The sequence below is a fragment of the Brevundimonas albigilva genome (genome assembly GCF_023503965.1).
In the GTDB taxonomy this organism is placed as follows: Bacteria; Pseudomonadota; Alphaproteobacteria; order Caulobacterales; family Caulobacteraceae; genus Brevundimonas; species Brevundimonas albigilva.
On the sequence record NZ_CP097298.1, the window covers coordinates 1,334,230 to 1,359,551 of the forward strand.

The 25,322-nt window shown below is 70.3% G+C and carries 25 protein-coding genes and 2 pseudogenes; 10 read left to right on the forward strand and 17 right to left on the reverse strand.

The window, feature by feature from the left end:
• Positions 1 to 10: 10 nt before the first annotated feature.
• Positions 11 to 253: a hypothetical protein gene (locus tag MU852_RS06925; protein WP_249751880.1), complete on the forward strand. Its 243-nt coding sequence runs from the start codon at positions 11 to 13 to the stop codon at positions 251 to 253.
• A 10-nt stretch (positions 254 to 263) separates the two neighbouring features.
• On the opposite strand, the gene MU852_RS06930 is transcribed toward MU852_RS06925, so the two are convergent.
• The 5 genes from MU852_RS06930 to MU852_RS06950 form a co-directional block, all read right to left on the reverse strand.
• A complete protein-coding gene (locus MU852_RS06930; RefSeq protein WP_249751571.1) occupies positions 264 to 1,271 on the reverse strand; it encodes a class I SAM-dependent methyltransferase in 1,008 nt (335 codons plus the stop codon).
• Positions 1,272 to 1,374: 103 nt separating this feature from the next.
• On the reverse strand, positions 1,375 to 2,025 hold the full coding sequence (locus tag MU852_RS06935; protein WP_249751572.1) for a hypothetical protein: 651 nt from the start codon (positions 2,023 to 2,025) through the stop codon (positions 1,375 to 1,377).
• Positions 2,025 to 3,152: a glycosyltransferase family 4 protein gene (locus MU852_RS06940; protein WP_249751573.1), complete on the reverse strand. Its 1,128-nt coding sequence runs from the start codon at positions 3,150 to 3,152 to the stop codon at positions 2,025 to 2,027. Before MU852_RS06940 ends, MU852_RS06935 begins: the two co-directional genes overlap by 1 nt.
• Positions 3,149 to 4,519, reverse strand: coding sequence for a glycosyltransferase (locus tag MU852_RS06945; protein ID WP_249751574.1), 1,371 nt, complete (start codon positions 4,517 to 4,519; stop codon positions 3,149 to 3,151). The genes MU852_RS06940 and MU852_RS06945 overlap by 4 nt, the downstream gene beginning before the upstream one ends.
• A 5-nt stretch (positions 4,520 to 4,524) precedes the next feature.
• Positions 4,525 to 4,935, reverse strand: coding sequence for a tetratricopeptide repeat protein (locus MU852_RS06950; RefSeq protein WP_249751575.1), 411 nt, complete (start codon positions 4,933 to 4,935; stop codon positions 4,525 to 4,527).
• Between the two features lie 239 nt (positions 4,936 to 5,174).
• Here MU852_RS06950 and MU852_RS06955 point away from each other — a divergent pair, with 239 nt between their 5' ends.
• Both MU852_RS06955 and MU852_RS06960 read left to right on the forward strand, forming a co-directional pair.
• Positions 5,175 to 7,649: a glycosyltransferase family 2 protein gene (locus MU852_RS06955; RefSeq protein WP_249751576.1), complete on the forward strand. Its 2,475-nt coding sequence runs from the start codon at positions 5,175 to 5,177 to the stop codon at positions 7,647 to 7,649.
• A gap of 50 nt (positions 7,650 to 7,699) precedes the next feature.
• On the forward strand, positions 7,700 to 8,188 hold the full coding sequence (locus tag MU852_RS06960) for a hypothetical protein (protein WP_249751577.1): 489 nt from the start codon (positions 7,700 to 7,702) through the stop codon (positions 8,186 to 8,188).
• 28 nt (positions 8,189 to 8,216) lie between these two features.
• Here MU852_RS06960 and MU852_RS06965 read toward each other — a convergent pair whose 3' ends face one another.
• The 6 genes and pseudogenes from MU852_RS06965 to chvI all read right to left on the reverse strand — a co-directional run bounded on the left by MU852_RS06965 (position 8,217) and on the right by chvI (position 11,741).
• The gene (locus tag MU852_RS06965; protein ID WP_249751578.1) at positions 8,217 to 8,489 is read right to left on the reverse strand and encodes an HPr family phosphocarrier protein; all 273 of its coding nucleotides are present in this window, start codon (positions 8,487 to 8,489) and stop codon (positions 8,217 to 8,219) included.
• Positions 8,486 to 8,890, reverse strand: a complete 405-nt coding sequence (locus MU852_RS06970; protein ID WP_249751579.1) for a PTS sugar transporter subunit IIA — start codon at positions 8,888 to 8,890, stop codon at positions 8,486 to 8,488. Before MU852_RS06970 ends, MU852_RS06965 begins: the two co-directional genes overlap by 4 nt.
• 123 nt (positions 8,891 to 9,013) lie before the next feature.
• Complete coding sequence (locus MU852_RS06975) at positions 9,014 to 9,199, reverse strand: hypothetical protein (RefSeq protein WP_249752013.1); 186 nt, start codon at positions 9,197 to 9,199, stop codon at positions 9,014 to 9,016.
• Positions 9,200 to 9,294: 95 nt separating this feature from the next.
• Positions 9,295 to 9,441 (reverse strand): annotated as a pseudogene (locus MU852_RS06980) (HPr kinase/phosphorylase); the annotation flags it as partial.
• Positions 9,438 to 10,967, reverse strand: a complete 1,530-nt coding sequence (gene chvG / locus MU852_RS06985; RefSeq protein WP_249751881.1) for a two-component sensor histidine kinase ChvG — start codon at positions 10,965 to 10,967, stop codon at positions 9,438 to 9,440. The pseudogene MU852_RS06980 and the gene chvG, both read right to left, overlap by 4 nt.
• Positions 10,968 to 11,036: 69 nt before the next feature.
• A complete protein-coding gene (gene chvI, locus MU852_RS06990) occupies positions 11,037 to 11,741 on the reverse strand; it encodes a two-component response regulator ChvI (RefSeq protein WP_249751580.1) in 705 nt (234 codons plus the stop codon).
• Between the two features lie 201 nt (positions 11,742 to 11,942).
• Here chvI and MU852_RS06995 point away from each other — a divergent pair, with 201 nt between their 5' ends.
• Entirely contained in the window at positions 11,943 to 13,661 is a 1,719-nt protein-coding gene (locus MU852_RS06995) for a hypothetical protein (RefSeq protein ID WP_249751581.1), read from the forward strand.
• Between the two features lie 7 nt (positions 13,662 to 13,668).
• Here the strand turns inward: MU852_RS06995 and MU852_RS07000 are convergent, their stop codons facing one another.
• The 3 genes from MU852_RS07000 to ahcY form a co-directional block, all read right to left on the reverse strand.
• The gene (locus MU852_RS07000; RefSeq protein ID WP_249751582.1) at positions 13,669 to 14,007 is read right to left on the reverse strand and encodes a TFIIB-type zinc ribbon-containing protein; all 339 of its coding nucleotides are present in this window, start codon (positions 14,005 to 14,007) and stop codon (positions 13,669 to 13,671) included.
• A gap of 241 nt (positions 14,008 to 14,248) precedes the next feature.
• Positions 14,249 to 15,472 carry a BaiN/RdsA family NAD(P)/FAD-dependent oxidoreductase gene (locus MU852_RS07005; protein WP_283843814.1) on the reverse strand — a complete coding sequence of 408 codons (1,224 nt, stop codon included), beginning with the start codon at positions 15,470 to 15,472 and terminating at the stop codon, positions 14,249 to 14,251.
• Between the two features lie 24 nt (positions 15,473 to 15,496).
• Positions 15,497 to 16,888 (reverse strand): adenosylhomocysteinase, encoded by a 1,392-nt coding sequence (gene ahcY, locus MU852_RS07010; RefSeq protein WP_249751583.1) that lies wholly within the window; start codon positions 16,886 to 16,888, stop codon positions 15,497 to 15,499.
• A gap of 170 nt (positions 16,889 to 17,058) precedes the next feature.
• Between ahcY and MU852_RS07015 the strand changes: the two are divergent.
• Positions 17,059 to 18,545: pseudogene (locus MU852_RS07015) on the forward strand (methyl-accepting chemotaxis protein).
• A 35-nt stretch (positions 18,546 to 18,580) separates the two neighbouring features.
• The gene (locus tag MU852_RS07020) at positions 18,581 to 18,988 is read left to right on the forward strand and encodes a Tat pathway signal protein (RefSeq protein WP_249751584.1); all 408 of its coding nucleotides are present in this window, start codon (positions 18,581 to 18,583) and stop codon (positions 18,986 to 18,988) included.
• Here the strand turns inward: MU852_RS07020 and MU852_RS07025 are convergent.
• Positions 18,985 to 20,817, reverse strand: coding sequence for a primosomal protein N' (locus MU852_RS07025; protein ID WP_249751585.1), 1,833 nt, complete (start codon positions 20,815 to 20,817; stop codon positions 18,985 to 18,987). The two genes, MU852_RS07020 and MU852_RS07025, sit on opposite strands and share 4 nt — an antisense overlap.
• Positions 20,733 to 21,146, reverse strand: a complete 414-nt coding sequence (locus MU852_RS07030) for a primosomal protein N' family DNA-binding protein (protein ID WP_249751586.1) — start codon at positions 21,144 to 21,146, stop codon at positions 20,733 to 20,735. The genes MU852_RS07025 and MU852_RS07030 overlap by 85 nt, the downstream gene beginning before the upstream one ends.
• A gap of 30 nt (positions 21,147 to 21,176) precedes the next feature.
• Here MU852_RS07030 and fsa point away from each other — a divergent pair, with 30 nt between their 5' ends.
• Genes fsa through MU852_RS07045 form a run of 3 tightly spaced genes read left to right on the forward strand, consistent with a single transcriptional unit; the run spans position 21,177 to position 23,488 of the window.
• Entirely contained in the window at positions 21,177 to 21,830 is a 654-nt protein-coding gene (gene fsa / locus MU852_RS07035) for a fructose-6-phosphate aldolase (protein WP_249751587.1), read from the forward strand.
• A gap of 37 nt (positions 21,831 to 21,867) precedes the next feature.
• Entirely contained in the window at positions 21,868 to 22,569 is a 702-nt protein-coding gene (locus tag MU852_RS07040; RefSeq protein ID WP_249751883.1) for a DUF484 family protein, read from the forward strand.
• Positions 22,570 to 22,573: 4 nt separating this feature from the next.
• Positions 22,574 to 23,488: a tyrosine recombinase XerC gene (locus tag MU852_RS07045; RefSeq protein ID WP_249751588.1), complete on the forward strand. Its 915-nt coding sequence runs from the start codon at positions 22,574 to 22,576 to the stop codon at positions 23,486 to 23,488.
• A 411-nt stretch (positions 23,489 to 23,899) separates the two neighbouring features.
• On the opposite strand, the gene MU852_RS07050 is transcribed toward MU852_RS07045, so the two are convergent.
• Positions 23,900 to 24,625 (reverse strand): SDR family oxidoreductase, encoded by a 726-nt coding sequence (locus tag MU852_RS07050; protein ID WP_249751589.1) that lies wholly within the window; start codon positions 24,623 to 24,625, stop codon positions 23,900 to 23,902.
• A 204-nt stretch (positions 24,626 to 24,829) separates the two neighbouring features.
• Here MU852_RS07050 and MU852_RS07055 point away from each other — a divergent pair, with 204 nt between their 5' ends.
• Positions 24,830 to 25,207, forward strand: a complete 378-nt coding sequence (locus MU852_RS07055) for a hypothetical protein (protein WP_249751590.1) — start codon at positions 24,830 to 24,832, stop codon at positions 25,205 to 25,207.
• Positions 25,208 to 25,322: the final 115 nt, after the last annotated feature.

The following is a 25,322-nucleotide window of genomic DNA, read 5'->3' on the forward strand; positions in this document are numbered from 1 at the left end:
CGCGCTGGCGCTGTCGATCGACGCCGCACCCGGCGATCGCGTCCGCCTGGAGCGGGACGCCCAGGAGGCGCTGGCCGCTCTCTGGCGTCACCTGACGCCGGATGGTCTTTGGCGCGACACCCGCCTGACCGCCGACAGGTTCATCGACGAAGCCGCTCCCGCTCGGGGCCTCTACCACCTTGTCGGCGTCCTTTCGGACATCGCCGACCACACGCCGATCCTCCAGGCCCCGGCCGACGCCGCCCTGAGGTGACAGGCGGCGGCTACGCCGGCTTCACCGCGTAGAAGGTGTAGGAACCGAATATATCGGTCCAACTGTCAGGCATCAGATCCACGATATTCAGGCCGGCCCGGCGAATTTCGTCCAGCACCACGGCCTTGGGCAACCCATGCACTTCCATATCGGTCGATGGCGACGCCAGATAAGGCTCCATGCCGAAGGCGTACCCGGGCATCTCGGTGGGAATCTGGAACAACGCGCCGCCGCCGGGCCTCACCTTGCCCAACAGGGTGCGAAGGATCGCCTTCTGGATCGGCGGCGAATTGTGCTGCAGAACGATGATGGAATAGAAGAAGTCGAAGTCTGGAAGGGCGGCGAAGTCCTCGATGCCGCTGACGGACTGGGTCGTGACGTTCTTGGCGCCGATGCTCGCCATGCGCTCGTTGCAGAGCTTCAGATTGCCCGGCGATAGGTCGACGCCGATGACCTGGTCGAAACGCCTGGCCAGATGTTCGGTGATGCGGCCGACGCCGCAGCCGAGTTCGAGGCAAACGCCGTGGCGCGCCCTCACGCCGGTGCGTTGCTCGAACAGGTCGATGAGACGAGCGGAATCCTCGCCAGTCCTGTAGAAGGCGTCGACGGCGGCGTCGGTCAACTTATCGGACTTGAACTCGTCGATGGCCAGAACCGACCAATGCGGCTCGGTCTCTCCCAACAAGGTCCATTGCGCCCGTATGCGATCCACGAGTTGGGTCATGGCCTCGGGCGAAACATCGTGCTCGATCACGCCCGGCACATTCCAATAGGCGTCGCGCAACGCCGCCATCACCATATCATTGCGGCCCGGGCTGTTGGTCGAACGACCGAACTCAGCGCTGTGCGTTATCGCCGCCAGCAGGCTCGATAGGGTCGAATGATGCCGGATGTGCGTTTCAACAACCGCATCCGATTCCGGCTCGCGGTCGAGGAGCCCCCTGTAGGCCTCTCCGACCAGGTCGGGGGTTAGCCTCACGGCGTGTGTGTCTTGCGTCTTGGGGGACAAATCACCCATGTCCTACTTCTCTGGAAATGATCGCAGCGTTGGAAGGGCTGGCGGCGGTTACGGACGCTAGCAGACATGGCGGCCGCAACAAGCCAACCGTCTCGGGCATCGATTAGATCACGCCCGATCGATCGTATCGAAACGACGGGTGAAAAGCGCCGGGCATCAGCGCTCCCCAGCGCGCCTGGTATTCCTCGCTCTTCACGATCATCCGCAGGTAGCTCGCGACCTTCTTTTCGTCGTCGGCCAAGCGTTCGTTCACCTGCGGCGCGTTCGGGTCCGGCCAACGGCCCAGGAGGGTTTCGTAGGTGGCCTCTATGAACTGACGCGCGCCATGTCGGCGATAATGATTGAGCGCGAACCGTGACAGTTCATCCATCGACGGACTGGTGTCGGGACGGCGGACCTCCGACAACAGGTCCGTGACCGACCAGGCCCCCGGCTGAGACGCGGAGGTCGTTCGGGGCGGCTCGGTGATTTCGGCCAGGACTTCCCCGCTGACGCCGCAGACCAGACGCACCGTATCGCTGACGACGAAGGCCTGGGCCGCGCCGTGGACCTCGAATCCGCACCAGCCGGACCGAAAGCCGTCGGCCGCGGCGCTCGCGGAATAGCCGCTGGCCCGCGCGAAGAAGATCGGGGTGTCGCCGCCCACCAACTTCAACAGGCAGGGGCTTTCGCCGCTCGGCGCGGCATAGCCGGTCAGCACATCTTTCTGATCTTCGAGCTTGAAGGCTGCGACGGGAGAGTAGTTGCTGATCATTACTGCTCCTTCACCCATTGGGCCACGCGGGCGTAGCAGGCGTCCCACCCGTGAGGGGCGGCGCGTTCCAGAATGTCGGAAAGCGATTGTTGGCGCGACCGGGTCTGCGCTGCGCGCAACTCCGCGATCCGCATGGCCTGGACGAACTCGTACATCTCGCCGGGATCGAAGAAGACGCACTGCTCCGGGAAAACCTCGGGCATGCTGGAACTGTTGGAGCAGACCGTGATCTTGCCCAAGGCGCCGGCTTCCAGCACCGGCAGGCCGAAGCCTTCGAAAAAGGAGGGATAGATGCAGAAGGCGCTGTTGAGCAGCAGGGCCGTGCGTTCGGTGTTGGACACGAAGCCGGTGAACTGGATCCGCTCGGCCGGCACGCCGACGTTGTGCAGCCGCTCCATCAGGCGGCCCTTTTCGTCCAGCCATCCGTCGCGGCCGATGAAGACCATCTTGTACTGGTGGGCGAACCCCGGGTTCTGGGCCAGGTAGTCGAAGACCAGACCGCCGTTCTTGCGCGGCTCCAGCGTGCCGATGACGACGACATAGGGCTCGACATGCGCGCCCTGACGGACCTGCAGCAGCCCGGCCGAAAGCTCCGCCGGATCGAATTCCGCGCCCAGACGAAGGACGGACATCTGCTCCATCGGCTTTTCGAGATAGGCGTGGACGTCCCCCATTGTGGCCTTGGAGACGCAGAAGACATGATCCGACGTCGCGACGTCTTCGCGGATGCGATTGGCGAAGTGGAAGATGTTGTCAGCGTTGTGGAACTGCGGCGTCGTGACCGGGCTGAGGTCATGAACGATGATCGCCTCGGTCCCGAAGTAGCCGCGAACCGGCTTGATATTGGGAAACACCGCCACCATCGACCGGGCTTCGTCGAAGGGGATCGGCTGTCGGTCCCACGCCAGCTGCGACAGGGCGGGCAATCCGCCCGCGCCCGAGCGAAGCCGCAGGAACCGCCGCACAAGATCGCGCGGAAGCGGGATGGTCTCGTAGGTGAACACCCAGTCGATGTCGCCATCGGTCAGGGCGCGCTCGGCGATCGCCGCCACCACGTTGGGGATGCCGGTCCAGGTTTCCTCGAACAGGGCGCTGACGTCGAAGACAGCCTTGCGGGGTGCGCTCACGCTTGGCCTCCGGCAGCCAGCCGTTCGACGACGGCGTTCAATCGATCGGCGAAGGGGGCGAGGCCGAACTGGTTCTGCACCTCGGCCAGGGCGGCCGCGGACTTGTGCGCATAGGCTTCCGGCGACAGCGCCTGGGCGGTCGCCAGCGCATGCGCCAGGTCGCTCGGCTCCACCACGTTCATCGCGGTTCCGACCATCCGGTAGCGATGCGACATCCGCAGATCGAGCGGTCGACGATGTGACGGCACCACCACCGCGTCGTTGTCTGAAATATAGTCGCGCATGGCGGTGTGGTCGACGCTGACCGGCACGACGCCGCGCGCCATGGCCTCGATCAGCGGCAGGTTCTGTCCCTCCGCATAGGAGGTGCACAGATAGAAGGACGCCGCATCGTAGAGATGGCTCATCTCCTCGCGGGTCAGGACATCGTCCGTCAGCCATATCCGCTCGCTGACCATGGGCGGAATCATTCGACCGGCGTGGGCGATCTGATCCTCCAGCAGGATACGGTTGGCCAGCCCTCGCCCGCGGAAGGGCGTGCTCAGCTTCAGCAACAGGACCGCCCGAGGATTCGTCTCGGCGAAACGCAGAAAGCCGGCGATCATCGGCTCGGCCTGCTTGCGATAGTCGTGGACGTTCAGCACGCTGACATACAGCGTCGGAGACTCGAGTTCTGACAGTATGGCCTGCAGCGTACGGGTGCGGGCGTGCGCCGCCTGCTCGACCGTTTCCTTGACGCGGGGCAGGATCGCCAGCGGGACCCAGTTGACCGCCCCCAGGGCGCGCGAGGCCCGGTCGACGTCTCGCGCATTCGGCGCGTGGTCGCGCGCGCGCTTGACGAGGTTGGAGAGGACGGGCGACGGCGTCCGGTGCACAGGCTTGGCCACGCCTTCCCTGACCGCCGCGGCGCCATGTTCCGAGGGCACCCAGATCTCGTCGGCGATGCTCAGCATCTCAGCCTGGTCCGCGAAGGCGTGATCCGAGGGGATTTCGTCCCGGCTTCTCAGCCGATCGAATTCCCAGGCGAAGCAGTTGATGTTGTAGGCGCCCTTCAGGACGCGGATGAGCTCGGGCGGATAGAAGCCCAAGTGGATGTTGATCTCGGCGTCAGACCGGTCGCGGATGTCGGCGACGGCCTCCGGACGCTCGACCACGGTATAGTCCACCTCCATCTCGTCCAGCGCGGCCATGAAGCCACGCATGGCGAAGGCGTAGGAATAGTCCGACCGGCCCAACCCCTGCGAGGCGGACGCGCGATCGGTCTCGTTGACGGGCTTGGCCGGGGCGGACAGGAAGATGCGCAAGGGGACCTTGTCGCCTTCGCCGCCCCCTCCCCAGAACAGGCGGCTGTTGTCGATCTTGCGCAACAGCTTCAGTTCGAAGTCGATGTGATCCCTATCGGGATACCCCCGGCGCGGGCCTCCTCGAAACAGCGCTGGGCCTCGGCGAAATCGCCGCGCACCTTGGCCAGGTGTCCCAGCTGCAGGGTGATCTCCGGATCGCCCGGTTTCAGCGCCAGGGCGCGTTTGTAGGCCTCGGCCGCGCGCGCATGAAAACCGGACTCCTTGAGCGCATGGCCGTACTGCACCCAGGCGCCCAGCCGCTCGGGCTCCATCTCGCAGATCTTGCGGCGGAAGAAGGCGTCGCCGGCCCAATCCTGCTGCGCACGGGCCTGGTCGGCGTATCGACGCAGTTGCGCGGGCGTTTCGCGACCGTTGAACTGAGCCGCGATGCCCGTGATGCTCTTTTTCAGCGCTCGGCCGACATTGGGGCTTCGGCTCATGAAAACTCCGGATGATCGCCGTCGGGTGGAGCGACGACGGGTGAAGGATGATTAATCCATCCCTCGGCGCTTGTCGCCCCGTCCTTGGCCGAAACTGACGGGGTCAGGCAAGCGAAGGAACGGTGACATCCGCGGTCGCAAGGGAACCGGCGGTCGACGCCGGTCAAGCGTCGCGTTACACCGGCCGGATGATCGCGACAGAGCCTGTTTCGCCGCCCCCGTCCCCTACCCTGGATCAGATGGTCGACGCCCCTGCGGTCCGGCAACTCTACAGACTGTTCCTGAATCGAGAGCCGGAATCGGAGACGGCGATCGACAATCTTCTTCACCGACCCCTGCACGCGGCCGTCCATTCGCTGGTCGCTTCCGCCGAGTTCGGTCGAGGGCCGAGCGCCGACCTGACCGTGGGCCGGCCGCTGTGGGGCGGCGCGACGCCCGATCCCGCGCTGACGGCATGGGCCGGCGACGCCCTGCCCCTTGGCGAAGAGACGAGAGAAGCCGTGCGCGCCCGCGCGCGGTCGTGGGCGGCGCTTTACCTGGCCCTGGCCGAGGATGAGATCATCGGCCCCATCTTGTCCGACACGGGGGCCTTCACCCCCGACCGTCTCGCCGCCCTGCGCAACGTCGCCGCCCTTGTCGGAAGGCTGGAGGAGGCCGACGCCGACCGTGTGCGCGGCTGGGCCGTTCGGACCGATGCGCTCGACACGCCGGTCGCTCTGGAACTGTGGGCCGACGGAGTCTTCTGCGCCGCAGCGTTGAGCGACGGGTTCCGCCGTGACGTGCAGGATCAATTCGGCGGATCGGGCCGCGCCGGCTTCGACATCCCCGTACCGCCGGCGATGCGATCGCGCCGCCCCCAGCTTCTGCTGGAGGTCCGGGCCGCGGGGGCGCCGATGATCGTGGGTCGGGCCAGCGTCGAGACGGGGGCGCCCGGCGTCGACCTCCTGGCGGCGACCTTGGACGAGGTCCGGCACGCGCGCTTGGCGCTGGAACGCCTGGAGGCGCGGCTGCCCTATCTGGAGACGCGGCTTTCCGTTCCGTTCGCCGCCTATGACGCCTATCGGCGCGCCTGGCCGGCGACGGGCGACGAGGCGACGGCGGCCGGCGCGGACATGGACGTGGTCGTCGACATCGGCGCGGCGACGGACCGAGAGCTGGACCAGACCGTTCGCGCCCTGCTGGAGCAATCGCGTCCCGCGCGGCGCCTGGTGCTGGTCGGGGACGAGGCGCGTCGCCCGCTGGCGCTGGACCTGGCCAATCGCGCGGCCTGGCGCGACGGATCGGCGATCCGCTTTGCGCCAAGCGGCGCGCCGACGCCGGCCGAGCGGATTTCGGCCGGACTGGAGCAGGCCTCGGACGCCTCGACGGTGCTGCTGCTTCGCGCCGGCGACGTGCCCGCGATCGGCGCCCTGGCCTGGCTGGGCGCCGCCTTCGCCCGATCGGCGCAGGTGGAGGCGGTCTATATGGACGAGGACGTGCTGGCCCCAGGCGAGGAGGCAGTCGATCCGGACGAACGCCGCCGGGTCGGGCCGCGACTGAAGCCCGGCCCCGATCCCGACCTGCTGGCGCAGACGCCCTATGTCGGCGCGGCCCTGGCGTTTCGCCGGTCGGCCCTGGATCGGGTGGGTCTGGACGCCGAGGCGGGCGCCCTGTGCGGCGCCGACGCCCTGCTGGCCCTGCCCCCCGCCGCCGTCGCCCACGTCCCGCGCGTGCTGGTGTCTTCGCCCGCGCGCGAGGACGACCTGGTGCCCTGGGCCGGGTGCGTGCAGCGCCGGCTGGGCCTCGCGACCGAGCCGCGAACCGACATCCTGGGCGCCGACATCGCCGGCGCGGTTCGCGTGCGCCGCCCGACGCCGCCGGTCCGCGCGGCCGTCATCATCCCCACGCGAGACGCTCTGGACCTTCTGCGCCCCTGCGTGGACAGCGTGATGGCGCACGCCGCGTCGAACGGCGTCCATGCCGAACTGCTGATCATCGACCACGAGAGTCGAGATCCGGGAACCCTGGCCTATCTGTCCGACCTGGCCACAGGCGGTCACGCCCGCGTCCTGCCCCACCAGGGAGAGTTCAACTGGGCGCTGATGAACAATCTGGCGGCGGCCGAGACGGACGCGGACGTTCTGGTCTTCCTGAACAACGACACCGTGGTCCTGAGCCCGGACTGGCTGGACGAACTGGCCGCCCAGGCCATGCGGCCCGAGGTCGGCGTGGTCGGCTGCCGCCTGGTCTATGGCGACGGGGCGATCCAGCACGCGGGGTTCGTCGCGCGGGAACAGCGCGAGGGCTTCCTGACCCACGAAGGCGTCGGCGCGCCGGGAAGCGATCCCGGCTATCTGGGCCGCCACGGCCTGCTGCGATCGGCCGTCGCCGTCACCGGCGCCTGCATGGCCATGCGCGCCGAGATCTTCCGGCGCCTGGGCGGGTTCGACGCCGCCAGTTTCCCGGTCGAGGGCAACGACGTCGACCTCTGCCTGCGGGCCCAGTCCGAGGGCCTGCGCGTCCTCTATGATCCCTACGCCACCCTCTATCACTTGGAATCCCGGACCCGCGGCTTCAACACCGATCCGGAGCGCCAGGCGCGCGCCGACGCCGCCAACGCCATCCTGTGGGCGCGCTGGGGTCAGCGGTTCGGACGCGATCCCGGCTTCAATCCGCACTTCGACCGCACCCTGCGGCCGTTCTCTCGTCTTCGCCCGCCGCCTGCGGGCGCTTGAGCCGGGGCCGGAGTCCGGCCTAGAAGCGTCCGCCAGATCAGGAGCCCCGCATGCGCCCCATCCTTTCCGCCGCCTGTTGCGCCCTGGCGCTGGCGGTCGTGCCCGCCGCGGCCCACGCCCAGTCCGAACCTTCGCCGGCGCCCAGCGAGGTCCCGCCTGCCGCCGCCGCCGAGAAGTCGTCGGAAGAGCGGGCGATCGAGGCCAAGGCGGCCGCGCTGCGCGACGGCCTGGTGCGGATGCAGGACGAACTGGTCGCCGCCTGGCCCGACGGCGACAAGGAAGCGATCATCGCGCCCTATCGCGCCCAGGCCGACGACCTGGCCGCCTCGGCCGAGGCCTTTCTGAACGCGCGGGCTGAGGCGGCGACCGACGCCGAAACCGCCGAGGCGCTGAGGAAGGAGGCTGTCGAAAACGGCTCCAAGATCCGCGCAATGCCCGATCTGATCGCCCGGACCGTGATGCACGCCCTGGCCAATCCCAGGCCCGCGCCCGAGCCGCAACCCGAGCCGCAGGCCCAGCCGGACACGCCGGCGCAGTAATCCGTCGACCGCCGGACGGCCGGGGGCGCTACTGGTCCTCGTCGAATTTTCGCGCGACCAGGTCGGACAGGGCCGCGATCGCCTCTTCGGCGTCGGAGCCTTCGGCCGACACCTGGATGTCGCAGCCGATGCCGGCGCCCAGCATCAGCAGCCCCATGATCGAGCGGGCGTCCACCGTCACGCCGTCGCGCGAAACCTTGATCTCGCTGTCGAAGCTGGACGCCAGCTTGACGAACTTGGCGGAGGCGCGAGCGTGCAGGCCCCGCGCGTTGCAGATGTTCAGCGTGGTCGTGGTGCTCATTTCTCGCCCGCGAGCACCCAGGAGGCGACCGAGATGTATTTGCGCCCGGCGTCCTGGGCGTGGGCGACGCAGGCCTCCAGCGTCTCGCGCCCGCGCACGCTGGCCAGCTTGATCAGCATGGGCAGGTTCAGGCCGGCGATCACCTCGGCGCGGGTCTGCTCCATCACCGAAATGGCCAGGTTGGACGGCGTGCCGCCGAACATGTCGGTCAGCAGGATCACGCCCTCGCCGTCGTCGACGGCGGCGGCGGCGTCGACGATGTCGCGACGGCGCCGCTCCATGTCGTCTTCCGGGCCGATGCAGATGGCGGCCACCCCGCGCTGCGGGCCGACCACGTGCTCCATCGCCGAAAGGAATTCAGAGGCCAGGCCCCCGTGGGTGACGATGACCAGACCGATCATAAGGACTTCACTCGCATCCCCGTCCCGAAGCGTCGTCCCCGGACGTTCCCCCGACCGGATGGGAGCCCGGCCGCGTCCGATCGGAACCGCAAGGCGGCTGTCATAGACCCGTTGCGCGCGGGTTCAAACCCTTTCGAGGGCGGCTGCGACCATCTCGACCGCCGAGGCCGGGCGCGGATCAAGCGCCAGGACCGGCGTCTCGACCCCCGCGAACCGCCGGAACTCAGGCTCCGGCAGGCGCTCGACCGCCTCCGGCAAAAGGGCGACGGCCAGCAAGACGCGGGCGACCGGGCGTGTCGCGACGGACACGATCCCGACCCCGCGCGCCTCGATCCGTCCCGCGATCGTTCCGGCGCCGTCGCATAGAGCGCGCCGTCCGAGGCCCACATCCGCGTGTAGTCGTCGCTGACCAGCCGCCAGCCCCGGCCGATCAGGCGCAGCGCCAGGTCGCTCTTGCCCGCGCCCGACGGCCCCAGGATCGCCACCCCCGCCCATTCGCCCCGGCGCCGGATGGCGACGGTCGAGGCGTGCACGGGCGGTTCGCCGGTCATGGCCGGCGTCCGACGCCGGGCAGGGCGACCTCGAAGCTGGCGCCGACGACCTGGCCCGCCTCGTCCTTGCGGTTCTCGGCCCAGACGCGGCCGCCGTGCGCCTCCACGATCTGGCGCACGATGGACAGGCCGAGCCCGGAGTTGGAGCCGAAAGCCGCGCCCTTGGGCCGGGAGGTGTAGAAGCGCTCGAACACCGTCTCCAGATTGTCGGGCGGCACGCCGGGGCCGTCGTCCTCGACCCGGATGCGGACCGGCAGATCGTCTTCGACGTCCTGCAGCGTCACGGCGACCGCGCCGCCGGCCGGGCTGAAGGACCGGGCGTTGTCGATCAGGTTGCGCACCACCTGGCCCAACGGGCCGTCGCGCCCCATCACCCGCATCGTGGTTTCGGTCGTGGCCAGAACGACCGGAATGTCGCCGGGCTTGGCGGTCGTCTCGTAAACCCCGACGATGTCGGCGATCAGGCGGTTCATGTCGACGGGGCGCGGCCGGTCGCGCGACAGTTCGGCGTCCAGGCGCGAAGCGTTGGAGATGTCGGTGATGAGCCGGTCCAGACGCCGCACGTCCTGCTGCAGCAGGGCCGTCAGCCGGTCGCGCTGATCGTCGGTCTTGACCAGGGGCAGGGTCTCCAGCGCCGAACGGATCGAGGTCAGCGGATTCTTGATCTCGTGCGACACGTCCGCGGCGAAGCGCTCGATCGCGTCCATCCGCGTCGACAGGGTGTCGGTCATCGATTCCAGCGAGCGGGCCAGATCGCCGATCTCGTCGCGCCGCTCCTCCAGGTCGGGCAGGGAGATGGCGCGCGCGCGCTGCAGCTTGACCTGGTCCGCCGCCGCCGAGAGTCGCAGGATCGGCCGCGCTACGAAGAGGTGCAACAGCAGCGACGCCAGCAGGTTCACCCCCAGCGCCACCAGGGCGAAGGGCACCAGGGCGCTGCGTTGCGCCGCCAGGATTTCGTCGACGTTGCCCGCCTCCAGCGTCAGCACGCCCAGCACCTGACGCACGTGGCGGATGGGCAGGGAGACGGACACCACGCGCTCCCCCTCCTCGTTGCGCCGCACGGTGGCCTGGGGTTCCCCGGCCAGGGCGCGCTCGACCTCGGCCTGGACCTGGCGGTCGGACTCGCGGGTCAGGGCCTGCTGGCGGGCCGCGCGCTTTTCCATCCCGGCCGGCGGCGGGGATCCGGCGGGACGCGCGGCCGGCAGCGGTTCGCCGGGAATGTTCTCGGTCACCTGATAGCTGTCGATCAGCGGCAGGCCGTTGATGTCGTACAGCCGCACCCGCTGTCCCTGGGGCACGAAATTGTCCCGCAGCCAAGCCGAGGCCTCGTAGGGGTCCAGTTCCGGGCTGGGGATGCCCCGGCTGATGCCCAGCTCGCCCAGCACGTTCGCCAGCAGCTCAGCCTGGACCGTGAGCGATTCCTGGCGCGCCTGGACCAGGCCCCGGTTCCATTCGTTCAGGGCCAGAGCCCCGCCGAACAGGATCAGCAGGCTGAGAAGGTTCAGCGCCAGGATGAAGCCGCCCAGCCGCGATCCGCCGAAGCGGAACCGCGACCGGCGGGGGCGGCGTCGTCCTCAGGCTCGCGCCCGGCGGGATCAGCTTTCGCGGTAGCGGTAGCCGACGCCATACAGGGTCTCGATCGCGTCGAACTCGGGATCCACCACGCGGAACTTCTTGCGCATCCGCTTCACGTGGCTGTCGATGGTGCGGTCGTCGACATAGACCTGATCGTCGTAGGCGGCGTCCATCAGATTGTCGCGGCTCTTCACGAAACCCGGACGTTGGGCCAGGGCCTGGAGCAGCAGGAACTCGGTCACCGTCAGCTTGACCGGCTTGCCGTCCCAGGTGCTCTCGTGGCGGGCCGGGTCCATCGTCAGCTTGCCGCGCTTGATCGCCTTGCCGGAAATGTCGGCCGAGGGCTCGGCCTCGCCGCCGTCGGCGCCGGTCCGACGCAGCAGCGCCTTGACCCGTTCGATCAGCAGGCGCTGGCTGAAGGGCTTGTGGATGTAGTCGTCGGCGCCGAGGTTGAACCCCAGGATCTCGTCGATCTCCTCGTCCTTGGACGTCAGCATGATGACCGGAATCTGCGAGGTCTGGCGCAGGCGGCGCAGCACCTCCATCCCGTCCATGCGCGGCATCTTGACGTCGAGGATGGCCAGATCCGGCGGCGAGCTCTCCAGGGCCGCCAGGCCCGAGGCGCCGTCGTGATAGGCGGTGATCTTGTGACCGTGGCTTTCCAGCGCCAGCGAAACGGAGGCCACGATGTTCTCGTCGTCGTCGACCAGAGTGATGTTCGCCAAAGGCCTTATCTCCTGAACTTCGCCGTTCCCGCGAGCGAGAACGCACGACAAGCGTAACCGTTCGATCGCGTTGACATTAGGGCGATCTGAGATGGGCCGCCAGCCGGCGGTTTTCAACGCATCGCCCGCCGCGGCCGGGCGGGCCTTGCGATTTTTCGTCTGCAAACCTCGCCTTAAAGCCTTGCGGCGCAGGCTGGAGTCATGGCCGGCCCCATCCATTATGAAGTCTATGTCCGCAAGACCGCGCCCTCGGCCTGGTCGCTGCTGATCGCCACCGAGGACCGCAAGCACGCTATAGAGACGGCCGAGGACCAGATGGCGGACCGCCTGGCGGCGGCGGTGCGGGTCTGCAAGGAGACGCTGGACCCGGACACGATGGAGTTCAGCAGCCTGACGATTCTGGAGCTCGGCGCGCCCGAGCCGAAGAAGAAGAAGGTCGCGGAGACCGCGCCGCGGCCCGCCTGCGGCAGTCCGGCCGAGCTTTACGCCCCCCACGCGCGCGGTCTGATCGGGCGGGTGCTCGAGGATTGGCTGCGCCGGCAGGGCGCCACCGCGTTCGAGCTGCTGCACCGCCCCGACCTCGCGGAGCGGCTGGAGGCCTCGGGCGTGGAACTGCAGCACGCCATCCAGAAGGTCGCCGTGCCCGAAAGCCAGGCCACCGGTCAGGACCTGCACGGCATGATGCGGCACTATCAGAAGCTGTCCGAGCAGGCGATCGCCCAACTTCTGAAGGCGGGACGCGCGGGACTGTTTCCCGATCTGGCGGAACGGTCGGTGGCCGACCTGGCGCATCGGCTGGGCGGCGCGCCGGACCGGGCCTTCGTCATGGGCGGGGCGATCGCCGGCAGCCTCAGGGGCTGCAAGGGCGCGAGGGAACGGCTGGACCGGTTGATGGACCTGATGGAGGCCGCCCCGCCGGACGGGCCGCCGCGCGCCCTGGTCGTGGTTGCGGTCGAACAGATCGCGGCCGAAATGCTGGCCGTGCGCGCCAATCTGTCGGAAATCCTGGGTCCTTCGCTGGACCAGGGCGCCAGTCTCGCCGCGGTGGTGCGCATGGTGGCGCCCCAGGAGGTGGACGCCGTGCTGTCGCGCGACCCGCGCATGGCGCTGATGACGCCCCCGATCGAGGGACCGGCCGCGCGCCTGGGCCAGCGACTGTCGGCGGGCGAGTTCCCGCTGTTGGCCGCGACCCTGGCCCGGATGGTGCTGCGCGAACTGTCCAGCGCCCGCCGGCTGCGCCCCAACGATCCGCAGGGCGAGATCGACATCCTGCGGGTCCTGGCCATGACGCTGACGGCGGCGTCCAGGCGGCTTCTGTCCCTGGACGAGGTGCAGGCCGCCTTCGTGGAGCGCTCAAAGTCGCTGATCACGGCCGACTTCGTCGCCGCCTACGTCAAGGACTGCCCCACCGTCCTGACCGAGGCCGAGCACCTGACCCGGTTGTGCGAGAATGTGACCGGCGGCGCCAACAAGCGGGCGGCCGCGCGCTGGCTGGCGGCCTGCGTGACCTCCCTGCGGTTCGAGACCGAGATGCGCCAGGCGACGCCGGGCGGGGCCAGCGCCTCGCAGAAGCTGGCGGTGCTGGCCCGGCTGCAGCGTTCGGTGCAGGCGGCCCAGCTGGGAGAGTTGGAGCAACGCCAGATCCAGGAAGCCATCGGCGCGGTCGGCGGCGCCCTGGAAGCCGACGTCGGCCTCAGCGCCCAGATCGCGCGCGCCGCAGTCGGTCCGGTTCAGAAGCTGACCGCCCTGCTGAGGCTCGCAGTGGGCGAGGCCGCGCCGCTGGGGCCGGCGGCCGATCGCGCCCGGACCGAGGCCGGCCGTCTTCTGCGCGCCCCCGCCACGCGCGCCGCGCTGGACCAGGCGCCCGAACAGGTGGCGGCCCTGCGAGGCCTGATGCAGTCCGCCGGCGTCGCCGCCTGAAGAGCGGTCAGTCGAAGATGTCGAAGATGCTGTCGCGCTTCTTCTTCTTGTAGCGGTAGCCGTCGTCGCGATACCGGTCGTCCTTGTAGCGCCGGTCGTCCTGATACGGGTGACCGCCCCAGGGCGGTGCCGGAGCCTGGGCCTGAGGATGGGCGGGCGCGGGCGCATGAGGCTGGACCGCCGGGGCGGAGGCGCGGCCTTCCTCGGTCGCCGAGGCCATCAGCTTCTCCAACTCGCCGCGATCCAGCCAGACGCCCCGGCAGGTCGGGCACATGTCGAACTGCACGCCGCCGCGCTCCAGGGTCTGCATGGCGGCGTCGTCGTTGGGGCACATCAGAAGAGGCATCGGGCGTCCTTGCGATCAAAAGGGGTCGGGGCGCCGGCGCGGCCCTTGGGGGAAGGCGGGGCGCTGTGGCCCAACCGCGCGCGGCGCTCCCGAGCGGTCCGACATCGCGCCGCACCCGTCCGAGAGAGGGAAGGAGGTCCCGGATCGGCAACGGCGCCAGAGGGGCCCGTCCCGCCTCTCCAAGCTAGGCGCCCGCCGCGCGGCCCGCCATGCGTCGCGGCGCCACAGGGCCGCCAAGGGATCAGCAGGCCTGCCCCGCGGCCCAGCCCGACGACCAGGCCCACTGAAAATTGTATCCGCCCAGCCAGCCGGTCACATCGACCGCCTCGCCGATGAAATAAAGGCCGGGGACGGTCCGGGCCTGCATCGTCTGCTGGTCCAGGGCGGCGGTGTCGATCCCGCCCAGGGTCACCTCGGCCGTGCGATAGCCTTCCGATCCCACGGGCTTGACGCTCCAGGCGTTGATCGCCTGGTCCAGCCGTCGCAGCGCCTTGTCCGAGGCGTCGGCCAGATTGCCCGACACGCCCTCTCGCGCACAGACGTATTCCGCGAGGCGACGCGGCACGATGTGCGCCAGGGCGTTGTGCGCCGCCTGGCGGCCGTTGTCGGCTCTTGCCGCCTTGAGCGTCTCGAACACGTCCAGACCCGGCGCCATCGCGGCGACGATGGCCTCGCCCTCGCGCCAGTAGGAGCTGATCTGCAGGACGGCGGGTCCGCTGAGGCCGCGATGGGTGAACAGCATCGCCTCGTCGAAACGGGCCTTGCGCCCCTTGTCGGCCGGGGCCGAGGCGATCCGGGCGTCGACGGCCACGCCCGCCAGCGGCGCCAGGGTTTCCAGCAACCCCGCCTCGAAGGTCAGGGGGACCAGCGCCGGCCGGGTCTCCGTCACCCGGATGTCGAACCGGCGCGCGACGTCATAGGCCCAGCCGGTCGCGCCCATCTTGGGGATCGACTTGCCGCCGGTGGCCACGACCAGCGACGCCGCTGCGACTTCCGACCCGTCCGACAGGCCGACCGACCAGCCGTCGCCCGAGCGCGACAGCCGATCCACGCCGGTCTTCAGCCGCAGATCGACCCCCGCCTCGGCCATGTCGTCGGTCAGAAGGGCCACGATCTGCTGCTTGGCGCTGCCGTCGCAGAACAGCTGGCCCAAGGAACGTCCGTTCTGGGTCTTCTCATGCCAGGCGATCCCGGCCCTGTCGACGCGCTTGATGAAGTCGTGCTGCGTGAAGCGCCGCAGCGCCGAGGTGGCGAACCGGGGATTCTCGCCCAGGAAGTTCGCTGGTCCGCAGCCCAGGTTGGTGAAGTTGCACCGACCGCCGCCGGAGATGCGGATCTTCTCGCCGGGCCGGGCCGCGTGATCCACGACCAACACCCGACGGCCGCGCCGGCCGGCCTCCACGGCGCACATCATGCCGGCGGCGCCGGCCCCGACCACCAGGACGTCGAACGACGCCCGGCTCACGAGACCGGCTCCGGACGGGACGCCTCAGTAACGGTAGTGTTCGGGCTTGAACGGCCCTTCGACCGGCACGGAGATGTAATCGGCCTGTTCCTTGTTCAGCACGGTCAGCTTGGCGCCCAGCTTGCCCAGGTGCAGGGCCGCGACCTTTTCGTCGAGGCGCTTGGGCAGGGTGTAGACCTTGGTCTCATAGGCCGACTTGTTGGTCCAGAGCTCGATCTGGGCCAGCGTCTGGTTGGTGAAGGACGCCGACATCACGAAGGACGGGTGGCCCGTCGCATTGCCCAGGTTCACCAGGCGGCCCTGCGACAGCAGGATGATCTTGTTGCCGTCCGGGAATTCGACGTGGTCGACCTGGGGCTTGATCTCGTCCCACTTGAAGTTCCGCAGGCCGGCGACCTGGATCTCGGAATCGAAGTGGCCGATGTTGCAGACGATGGCGTTGTTGCGCATCCGGCGCATGTGATCGACGGTGATCACGTCCTTGTTGCCGGTGGCCGTGACGAAGATGTCGGCCTTGTCGCAGACGTCGTCCAGGGTCTGGACGTCATAGCCTTCCATCGCCGCCTGCAGGGCGCAGATCGGGTCGATCTCGGTGACGATCACGCGGGCGCCGCCCTGGCGCAGCGAGGCGGCCGAGCCCTTGCCCACGTCGCCATAGCCGCACACCACCGCGACCTTGCCCGACAGCATGACGTCGGTGCCGCGGCGGATGGCGTCGACCAGGCTCTCACGGCAGCCGTAAAGGTTGTCGAACTTGGACTTGGTGACACTGTCGTTGACGTTGATGGCGGGGAAGGGCAGCTCGCCGCGTTCCGACATCTGATACAGGCGGTGAACGCCCGTGGTCGTCTCTTCCGACACGCCGCCGATAGCGTCGCGGATGGCGGAATAGAAGCCGGGCTTCTCCTTCAGATACCGCCTCATTACCTTGAAGAGGGCCTCTTCTTCCTCGTTCTGCGGGTTGTCGAGGACGCTGGCGTCCTTCTCGGCCTTGGGACCCAGCACGCACAGCAGGGTGGCGTCGCCGCCGTCGTCCAGGATCAGGTTCGGATAGCCGCCGTCGGCCCATTCGAAGATCTTGTGGGCGTAGTCCCAGTACTCTTCCAGCGTCTCGCCCTTGATCGCGAACACCGGCGTGCCGGCGGCGGCGATGGCGGCGGCGGCGTGGTCCTGGGTCGAGAAGATGTTGCACGAGGCCCAGCGCACTTCGGCGCCCAGGGCTTCCAGCGTCTGGATCAGCACCGCCGTCTGGATGGTCATGTGCAGGCTGCCGGCGATGCGGGCGCCCTTCAGGGGCTGTTCGGCGCCGAACTCGTCGCGCAGGGCCATCAGGCCCGGCATCTCGGTCTCGGCGATCGCGATTTCCTTCTTGCCCCAGTCGGCCAGGCCAATGTCGCGGATGATGTAGTCGGTCATGGCTGGACTCCCGGCCGTTCGAGCTTCGTATGGCCGCCCTATAGCCCGCCGCCGCTCGCTGGGCAACGAAGGCATAAGGATATCCTTATGCGATGCCGCTGCGACCTTAACCGTCCGTAAAACCCTTCCGTCTATGCGGATATTCGCCGTGACGGGGGCGTCCGGCCGATTTGAACGAGCGTCCGCATGACCCAGTCCCTCCACCTGCGCGCCGCATTCGCGGGCCTGTCCGCGCGGAGCCCGCCTATGCGGCCCTGGGCTCCATCATTCGCGAGGCCCTGCCGCGAGCGCTGGACGCCTTTTACGAACGCGTGCGCGCCACGCCAGAGACCCGCCGCTTCTTCCGCGACGACGCCCAGATGCAGGGCGCCAAGTCCGCTCAGGTCGGCCACTGGGACGCGATCGTCGCGGGGCGCATCGACGCCGACTACGCCGCCGCCGTCACCGCCATCGGGCGCACCCACGCCCGCATCGGCCTGGAGCCGCGCTGGTATATCGGCGGATACGGCCTGGTGATGGCCGAACTGATCCGCGCCGTCGTCGGCCGGCCCCGGCCGCGCTTCGCCGGCGCCGCCCATGATCGCCAGACCGCCGAGGGCCTGGCCGAACTGACCCAGCGGGCGATGCTGGACATGGACCTGGCCATCTCGACCTATCTGGACGCCCTGCAGGCCGAACGGGATCGCGTCGCCGCCGCCAAGGCCGAGGCGGACGCGCGTCAGCAAGCCGTCGTCGCCGCCCTGGGCCAGGCGCTGAAGACCCTGGCGGACGGCGATCTGACGGCCCGCATCCACCAGGACTTTCCGTCCGAATACCGGTCCCTGCGAGACGACTTCAACGCCGCTTCCGACAGCCTGCGCCGCGCCTTCACCGCCGTGGCCGACAGCGTCGCCTCCGTCCGCACCGGCTCGGAGGAACTGGCCGCCGCCTCCGATGACCTGGCCAGCCGCACGGAGCGGCAGGCCGCCGGGCTGGAACGCACCGCCGCCACCGCCGAGGAGATCGCCGAGGCGGTGTCGCGCACCGCCGGCGGCGCCCAGGACACGGCCGAGGCCGTCGCCGAGGTGCGCCGCGACGTGTCCGACGGCGGCGAGGTGGTGCAGGAGACCACCGACGCCATGGCCGCCATCCGGGATTCCTCGGTCGAGATCGGCCGGTTCACCTCCCTGATCGACGAGATCGCCTTCCAGACCAATCTTCTGGCCCTGAACGCGGGGGTCGAGGCGGCCCGCGCGGGCGAGGCCGGCGCGGCTTCGCCGTGGTCGCCCAGGAGGTGCGCGCCCTGGCCCAGCGCTCCGCCGAGGCGTCCGGCGAGATCCGCACCCTGATCGCCACCTCCGCCGAACAGGTCGCGCGCGGCGTCGCCCTGGTCCAGCGGGCCGGCGAATCCCTGGACCGCATCGGCGGGCGGGTGGCCGCCGTCGACGACCTGGCCGGGGGAATGGCCGCCGCCGCGCGTCAGCAGGCCGATCGCCTGGCCGAGGTCCGCCAGGCCCTGAGCCAGTTGGACGAGATCACCCAGCAGAACGCCGCCATGACCGAACAGGCCACCGCCGCCAGCCGGCAGTTGGCCGGCGAAGCCGAGACACTGGCCCGGCAGGTCGAGGCGTTCCGGCTGGAGGCCGCGACGCCAGGCGGTTGGGTCCAGGCCGCATGAGGCGTTTCTTAACGGGGTCGCGCTAGGGTCGCCGCATGGATCGCCGCGCCCTCATCGGCCTCGCCGCCGTCGCCCTGACCCCCGCCGCGTGGCCCCCCCGCCGCCGCCAAGGCCTCGTCCGGGGGGCGCCCGCGTCGGCAGACACCTACTTCCGTCTTCCCGTCGTCACCGCCAGCCTGCTGTTCGCCAACGGAAGGCGCGGCGTGCTGTCGATCGAGACCGGCCTGGACGTCCCGGACGCCGCCCTGCGGACGCGGGCGCAACAGTCCCAGCCGCGCCTGCGCGCCGCCTTCAACACCGCCGCCCAACGCTTCGCCAACAGCCTTCGCCCGGGCATGGCCCCCAACGTCGATCAGCTCGCCGGCGAACTTCAGGCCGCCGCCAACGCGACCCTGGGCCGTCAGGGCGCACGCGTGCTGCTGGGCACGGTGATGGCGGTCTAGAGGAACGAGTAGGGGTCGACGTCCACCGTCAGGCGCACCGAGCCGGGCGCCTTCACCCGGCCCAGCCAGGCGCGCAGAAAGGCCTGGATGTCCACATCCCGGTCCGCCCGCACCAGCAGACGCTTCCGGCGCCGTCCGCGCACCAGGGCCAGGGGCGCGTCGGCCGGGCCATAGACCTCCAGCCGCTCGGCGTTGGGGATGGCCTGGGCCAGGTCGGCGGCGACCTTCTCCACCGCCGCCGCGTTCTCGCTGGACAGGATGATCGCCGCCAGCCGGCCATAGGGCGGAAGCGACGCGATTTCGCGCTCGGCCGTCTCGGCCTCCACGAAGGCGTCGCGGTCGCCTGCGGCCAGGGCCTGGAGCACCGGATGCTCGGGCGTCCAGGTCTGCAGCAGGGCGCGGCCCGGCTTGTCGGCGCGCCCGGCCCGGCCGGTCGCCTGGGCCAGCAGCTGATAGGTCCGCTCGGCCGCGCGCAGGTCGCCGCCGCGCAGGCCCAGGTCGGCGTCCACCACCCCCACCAGCGTCAGGCCGGGAAAGTTATGCCCCTTGGCCGCCGCCTGAGTGGCGACAAGGATGTCGATCTGGCCGTCCGTCATGCTCTGGATCAGGGCGCGCGCCGACTTGCCGTCGGGCACGGTGTCGGAGCTGAAGACGGCGACGCGGGCCTCCGGGAACAGCTGGCGCACCTCTTCTTCCACCCGCTCCACGCCCGGTCCGACCGAAACCAGCGAATCCTCGGCCCCGCACGAGGGACACAGCTTGGGACGCGGCATGGAGAAGCCGGTCAGGTGGCAGACCAGGCGGCCGGTGTAGCGATGCTCGACCAGCCAGCTGTCGGTGTCCGGCGCCGTCAGCCGGTGGCCGCAGGCGCGGCACAGGACGACCGGCGCATAGCCGCGCCGGTTCAGGAACAGCAGGGTCTGCTCACGCCGGGCCAGCGTCTCGCCGATCGCCTGGCGCAGCGGCTGGGACAGCCAGGTCTGGGGATCGGGCGGGCTCTGGCGCAGGTCCAGCAGCTGGATGTCGGGCAAGACCGCCGCCCCGTGCCGCGCGCGCAGCTTCAGCCAGCCGTAGCGGCCCTGGCGCGCGTTCCACAGCGTCTCCAGCGACGGCGTCGCCGAGGCCAGGACCACCGCCGCCCCCTCGATCCGCGCGCGCGCCACCGCCAGGTCCCGGCCGTGATAGACCAGCCCCTCCTCCTGTTTGAACGAGCTGTCGTGCTCCTCGTCCACCACCACCAGGCGCAGGTTCACGAAGGGCAGGAACAGGGCCGAGCGTGCGCCGACCACGATGTTGCAGCGCCCGGCGACCACCGCCTCCCACACCTGGCGACGGCGCGGCGGGGCGACGCCCGAATGCCATTCGGCCGGCGCCGCGCCGAACCGGGCCGTGATCCGCTCGATCACCGCCTGGGTCAGGGCGATCTCGGGCAGCAGGATCAGGATCTGCGCCGCCGGATCCGCGCGCAGGGCCTCGGCCGCCGCCTCCAGATAGGTCTCGGTCTTGCCCGAGCCGGTCACCCCGTCCAGCAGGAAGGGCCGAAAGGCGCGCGCCATCACGCCCTCGGCCATCGCCTGGGCGGCCGCCGCCTGGTCCGCATTCAGGCTGGAGGGCGCATGGTCCGGGTCCGGCGGGTCGAAGGCGGCCTGGGCCGACACCTCGAAGATCTCCAGCACCCCCTCGTCGACCAGGCCCTTGACCACGCCCGACGAAACGCCGGCCGCGCGCGCCAGGTCGGCCGCCGTCAGGGCGCGGTCGCCCAGCGCCGCCAGCACCGCCGTCCGGGCCGGGGTCGCGCGGGCCGGCTGGCGCTCGCCGACGCGGCGCACCCGCCGTTCGGGCCGGGGGGCGGCGCGCGCAGGCCCTTCAGCGCGGTCGCGGCCATCTCGCCCGGCGCAGCCAGGGTCCAGCGACCGGCCCATTCGACAAAGTCCACCGTCGAGGGCGGCAGCGCCGGATCATCCAGCACCGCCTCCACCGCCTTCAGCCGCCGGTTCGATCCCGTGGTCTCGAACACTTCCGAGACGATCCCGCGCATCAGCCGCGGCCCCAGCGGCACGGCCACCTGGTCGCCGCGCGCCACGACCATCTCGTCCGGCACGGCGTAGTCGAACGCCTCCGGCACCGGCAGGGGAATCAGGACCGAGGCGACTTTCACCGAACCGCGCCCTCGGCTATGACGCCGCCCATGAAACTCTTTCTCGACACCGCCGACGTCGCCGTCATCAAGGACATGGTCCCCACCGGAATGGTGGACGGCGTCACCACCAATCCGTCGCTGATCGCCAAGTCGGGTCGGAACATCGCCGAGGTCATCGCCGAAATCTGCGCCCTGGTCGAGGGCCCGATCTCGGCCGAGGCCGTCTCGCTGGATTTCGAGACCATGGTCAAGGAAGGCGACAAGCTGGCCGCCATCGCCCCGAACGTGGTCGTCAAGCTGCCCCTGACCTGGGACGGGCTGCGCGCCTGCCGCGTCTTCACCGACAAGGGGATCAAGACCAACGTCACCCTGTGCTTCTCGGCCGCCCAGGCCCTGATGGCCGCAAAGGCCGGCGCGACCTTCGTCTCGCCCTTCGTCGGCCGGCTGGAGGACCACGGCGCCGACGGGATCGCCCTGCTGGAGGAAATCCGGGTTCTGTACGACGTGCACGGCTTCGAGACGCAGATCCTGGCCGCCAGCCTTCGCAACGTCGGCCACGTCGCCGCCGCCGCCGTGGCCGGGGCGGACGCCGCCACCTTCGGCGCCGACACCTTCAAGGCCCTGGTAAAGCACCCGTTAACCGACAAGGGGCTTGATGCCTTCATGGCTGACTGGGGCAAGACCGGGCAGTCCATACTGTAATCGTCGCCCTTCCCGGAGAGGTCTGTTGAGCGGCTCATTGGACCTTTTCGCGACGTCGGAAACGGACGGAGCGGCCGCGCTTCACTGGCCCGACGTGCGGGCCTGGCTTCAGGCGCACCCGCAGACCCTGCTGGACGACCGCTCCCTGCTGGAGGAAGTGGGCCTGCGCCCGCACGGTCGCAACGTCGTCGACTTCGGCGCCGCGGCCCTGACCCGGCTGGAAGCGGTCGCCGAGCGCGAGGCCGGCGCCCGTCGCGAACTGGAGATGATCGCCCGCGCCAACTTCGCCGCCCAGACCCAGACCCATGTCGCCACCCTGGACCTGATGGAGGCGCGCAATCACTCCGACTTGGGGCGTCGCCTGGATGCGGCGGCGCAGGGGCGGTTCGGCCTGGCCGGCGCCGCAATCGCCCTGGAGAAGCCCGGCGGCGTGCCGTTCGGCTGGCGCGTGCTGGAGCCCGGCGGCGTCGACGCCCTGCTGGGCGAGCATGGCCTGGCCTGGCTGGGACCGCATTTCGAAGGCCTGGACCTGTTCGGCGCCGCCGCCGACCAGGTGCGGTCCGTGGCATTGATCCGCATGGCGCCCCAGCTGACGCCGGGCGAGCCGCCGCGCCCGGCCCTGTGCGCCTTCGGCTCGCTGGAGGACGAGGGCTTCACCCCCGCCATGGGCTGCGAGCTGGCCGCCTTCCTGGCGCGCGTCGTCGAACGCATGGCCGAGCGTTGGCCGGTGCTGAACTGAACCGATGACCGCCGCCGAGGCCCTGTCCGCCTGGCTGGCGCACCTGGCGCACGAGCGTCGCCTGTCGCCACGCACGCTGGAGGCCTACGGCCACATCGGGCGGCTGTACCTGGCCTTCCTGGAGCGTCATCGCGGCGGACCGCAGTCGCTGGCGGACCTGACGACGGTCACGGCCGCCGAGGTGCGCGCCCACATGGCCGAGCGGCGATCCGGGGATCGTCCGCTGGGCGCCCGGTCGCTGAGCCAGAGCCTGTCGGCGATCCGGAGCCTTCACGCCTTCCTCGACCGCCGCCTGGATGCGCCGGCGCCGCAACTGGCCCTGGTGCGCGGTCCGCGCATCAAGCCGTCCCTGCCCCGCCCCGTCACCGAGGACCAGGCGCGCGGCCTGCTGGAGGAGCCCGAGGCCGACCCCGACGCCGATCCGTGGGAGGCCGCGCGCGACCGCGCCGTCCTGACCCTGCTCTACGGCTGCGGCCTGCGCATCTCGGAGGCCCTGTCCCTGACCCGCGCCGACGCCCCCCTGGCCGAGACCCTGCGGATCGTCGGCAAGGGATCCAAGACGCGGATGGTCCCCGTCCTGCCCGCCGTGCGGATGGCGGTCGACGACTATCTGGCGCGCCAGCCCTTCGCCCTGACGCCCGAGGACGCCCTGTTCCGCGCCCGGCGCGGCGGCCCGCTCAGCCCGCGCCACGTCCAGGCCTCGGTGCAGCGCCTGCGCGGCCGGCTGGGCCTGCCCGAGCGCACCACGCCCCACGCCCTGCGCCACAGCTTCGCCACCCACCTGCTGGGCGCCGGCGCCGACCTGCGTTCGATCCAGGAACTGCTGGGCCACGCCAGCCTGTCGACGACCCAGAAATACACCGGCGTCGACGCCGAACGCCTGCTGGGCGCCTATGCGGCCGCCCATCCGCGGGCCTAGCGCGCCATTCAGAGCGCCGGAACGGTCCTTTCGGGCTGGCGCGGCGGCGTGCGCGAGGCGTTGTCCGGGCTCAGCAGGTTTCGTCCCAGGGCCTGGCCCGATCCGTTCACGGGAAAGCTGATCGGAAGCGGACAGTTGTTCTGGTCCCGGCGGTCCCAGCAGCAGGTATCGCCGCACCGCCTGCGGCCGGACCGATCGGTCCAGCAGACTGGGCAAGGCCGCCGACCGATCCTGCGGCTCCAGCCCCGCCCGCGTCGTCTCCGACGGACATCGCGCGGGCGTCTGGCCGAGATTGGGCACGAGGGCGACCTGAAGCGACAGGCTCAGCACGACGGCGGTCAGCATGACCTCTCTCCTTGCGGCTGCCGCCAGCCTACACCCGCAACCGAAGATTGATCAATCGCCGCCCGCTCAGATCGCCCGGACCGCGCCCCCGTCCAGCCGGATCAGCGAGCCGGTGATGTAGGCCGCCAGCGGGCTGGCCAGGAAGGCGGCGGTCGCGCCGAATTCCTCGGGCGTGCCGATGCGGCCGACCGGGATCGACTTCACCGACTCGGCGCGCGCCTGTTCCGGCGTCACGCCCGCCCGCTCGGCCGCCGCCTGGTCCAGCCGCGCGATGCGCGGCGTGTCGATCCGCCCGGGCAGCAGGGTGTTGACCGTCACCCCGTCGGGGCCGACCTCGCCCGCCAGGGTCTTGGCCCAGGCCGCGATCGAGGCGCGCAGGGTGTTCGACACCCCCAGCGCCGCCGACGGCTCCACCACCGTGATCGAGGCGACGTTCAGGATGCGCCCCCAGCCCTCGGCCCGCATCGCCGGCAGGACCCGGTCGGTCAGGCGAAAGACCGACAGCACCATCGATTCGAAATGATCGCGCCAGACCTGGGGATCCAGGCCCGACACGCCCGACGGCGGCGGCCCGCCGGTGTTGTTCAGCAGGATCTGGATCGCCCCGCCCAGCCGGTCCTCGGCCGTGTCGACGGCCTTCAGCAGCGCGGCGTGATCGGCCAGGTCGGCGGCGGCGACCACCGCCCGCCCCGGCCCGGAGGCGTTCAGCGCCTCGGCGGTCGCCTTCAGCCGGGCCTCGTCGCGCGACAACAGGGCCACGTGGGCGCCTTCCGCCACCAGGGCGGCCGCCACGGCGCGGCCCAGGCCGCTGAACCGCCGCAGACCAGGGCGCGCCTTCCGGCGAGTTGCAGATCCATGGCCGTCTCCTCGTCGTCGTCGGGGCCGCCTCATATCGGCCGCACCGGGCCGACGCGCAACGCCCCGTTAACCGGCGAGGCGCAACCTCGATCCCGTGCGGCCGCCAGCGCCGTGGGACAGGCCGGGGAGGGCCCGCCCGTGTCGACCAAGATGACCTCCAGCATCCGCCGCTACAGCGATCATTTCGAGCCGCAGGACGCCGATCCCCAGGAGCAGCGCCGCCTGCGCGGCCAGCTGGAGCAGATCGACTACGCCGCCTATGTCGCCAACAAGGAGGTGATCGCCCAGTCGCTGACCGGCCTGGACGCCGCCTCGCTGCAGAAGCTGGCCGTCGTGACCGCCCAGGCCCGCGCGAAGTGGGTGGCCGAGGCCCTGCGCCTGGCCCACTCCGGCTCGCCCGTGACCCCCGACCAGGCCGCCCGCCTGACCGCCGCCCGCACCGCCTATGACGAACTGGTCGAAGCCTACGAAGCCCTGCGCCGCCTGGTCGAACGCGGCTACGTCGTGCTGCGCTGATTGTCTGAAAACCGCCTGGTGGAGCCGAGGGGAGGCTCTCGTGAGGAGGTCGGAGGATGGTAGGCGCGCGGCGGATAGCAACGGCCCAGTGGGAACATGACCGACACCGGAGGTT

What these genes read in the sequence shown, in the direction of transcription:
- fsa (WP_249751587.1), top strand. Translation starts at nt 21,177, where the DNA reads ATGAAACTCTTTCTCGACACCGCCGACGTCGCCGTCATCAAGGACATG.
- MU852_RS06930 (WP_249751571.1), bottom strand. Translation starts at nt 1,271, where the DNA reads ATGGGTGATTTGTCCCCCAAGACGCAAGACACACACGCCGTGAGGCTA.
- MU852_RS06950 (WP_249751575.1), bottom strand. Translation starts at nt 4,935, where the DNA reads ATGAGCCGAAGCCCCAATGTCGGCCGAGCGCTGAAAAAGAGCATCACG.
- MU852_RS06970 (WP_249751579.1), bottom strand. Translation starts at nt 8,890, where the DNA reads ATGATCGGTCTGGTCATCGTCACCCACGGGGGCCTGGCCTCTGAATTC.
- MU852_RS06995 (WP_249751581.1), top strand. Translation starts at nt 11,943, where the DNA reads ATGGCCGGCCCCATCCATTATGAAGTCTATGTCCGCAAGACCGCGCCC.
- MU852_RS06935 (WP_249751572.1), bottom strand. Translation starts at nt 2,025, where the DNA reads ATGATCAGCAACTACTCTCCCGTCGCAGCCTTCAAGCTCGAAGATCAG.
- MU852_RS07000 (WP_249751582.1), bottom strand. Translation starts at nt 14,007, where the DNA reads ATGCCTCTTCTGATGTGCCCCAACGACGACGCCGCCATGCAGACCCTG.
- MU852_RS06965 (WP_249751578.1), bottom strand. Translation starts at nt 8,489, where the DNA reads ATGAGCACCACGACCACGCTGAACATCTGCAACGCGCGGGGCCTGCAC.
- MU852_RS06960 (WP_249751577.1), top strand. Translation starts at nt 7,700, where the DNA reads ATGCGCCCCATCCTTTCCGCCGCCTGTTGCGCCCTGGCGCTGGCGGTC.
- MU852_RS07045 (WP_249751588.1), top strand. Translation starts at nt 22,574, where the DNA reads ATGACCGCCGCCGAGGCCCTGTCCGCCTGGCTGGCGCACCTGGCGCAC.
- ahcY (WP_249751583.1), bottom strand. Translation starts at nt 16,888, where the DNA reads ATGACCGACTACATCATCCGCGACATTGGCCTGGCCGACTGGGGCAAG.
- MU852_RS06955 (WP_249751576.1), top strand. Translation starts at nt 5,175, where the DNA reads ATGGTCGACGCCCCTGCGGTCCGGCAACTCTACAGACTGTTCCTGAAT.
- MU852_RS07020 (WP_249751584.1), top strand. Translation starts at nt 18,581, where the DNA reads ATGGATCGCCGCGCCCTCATCGGCCTCGCCGCCGTCGCCCTGACCCCC.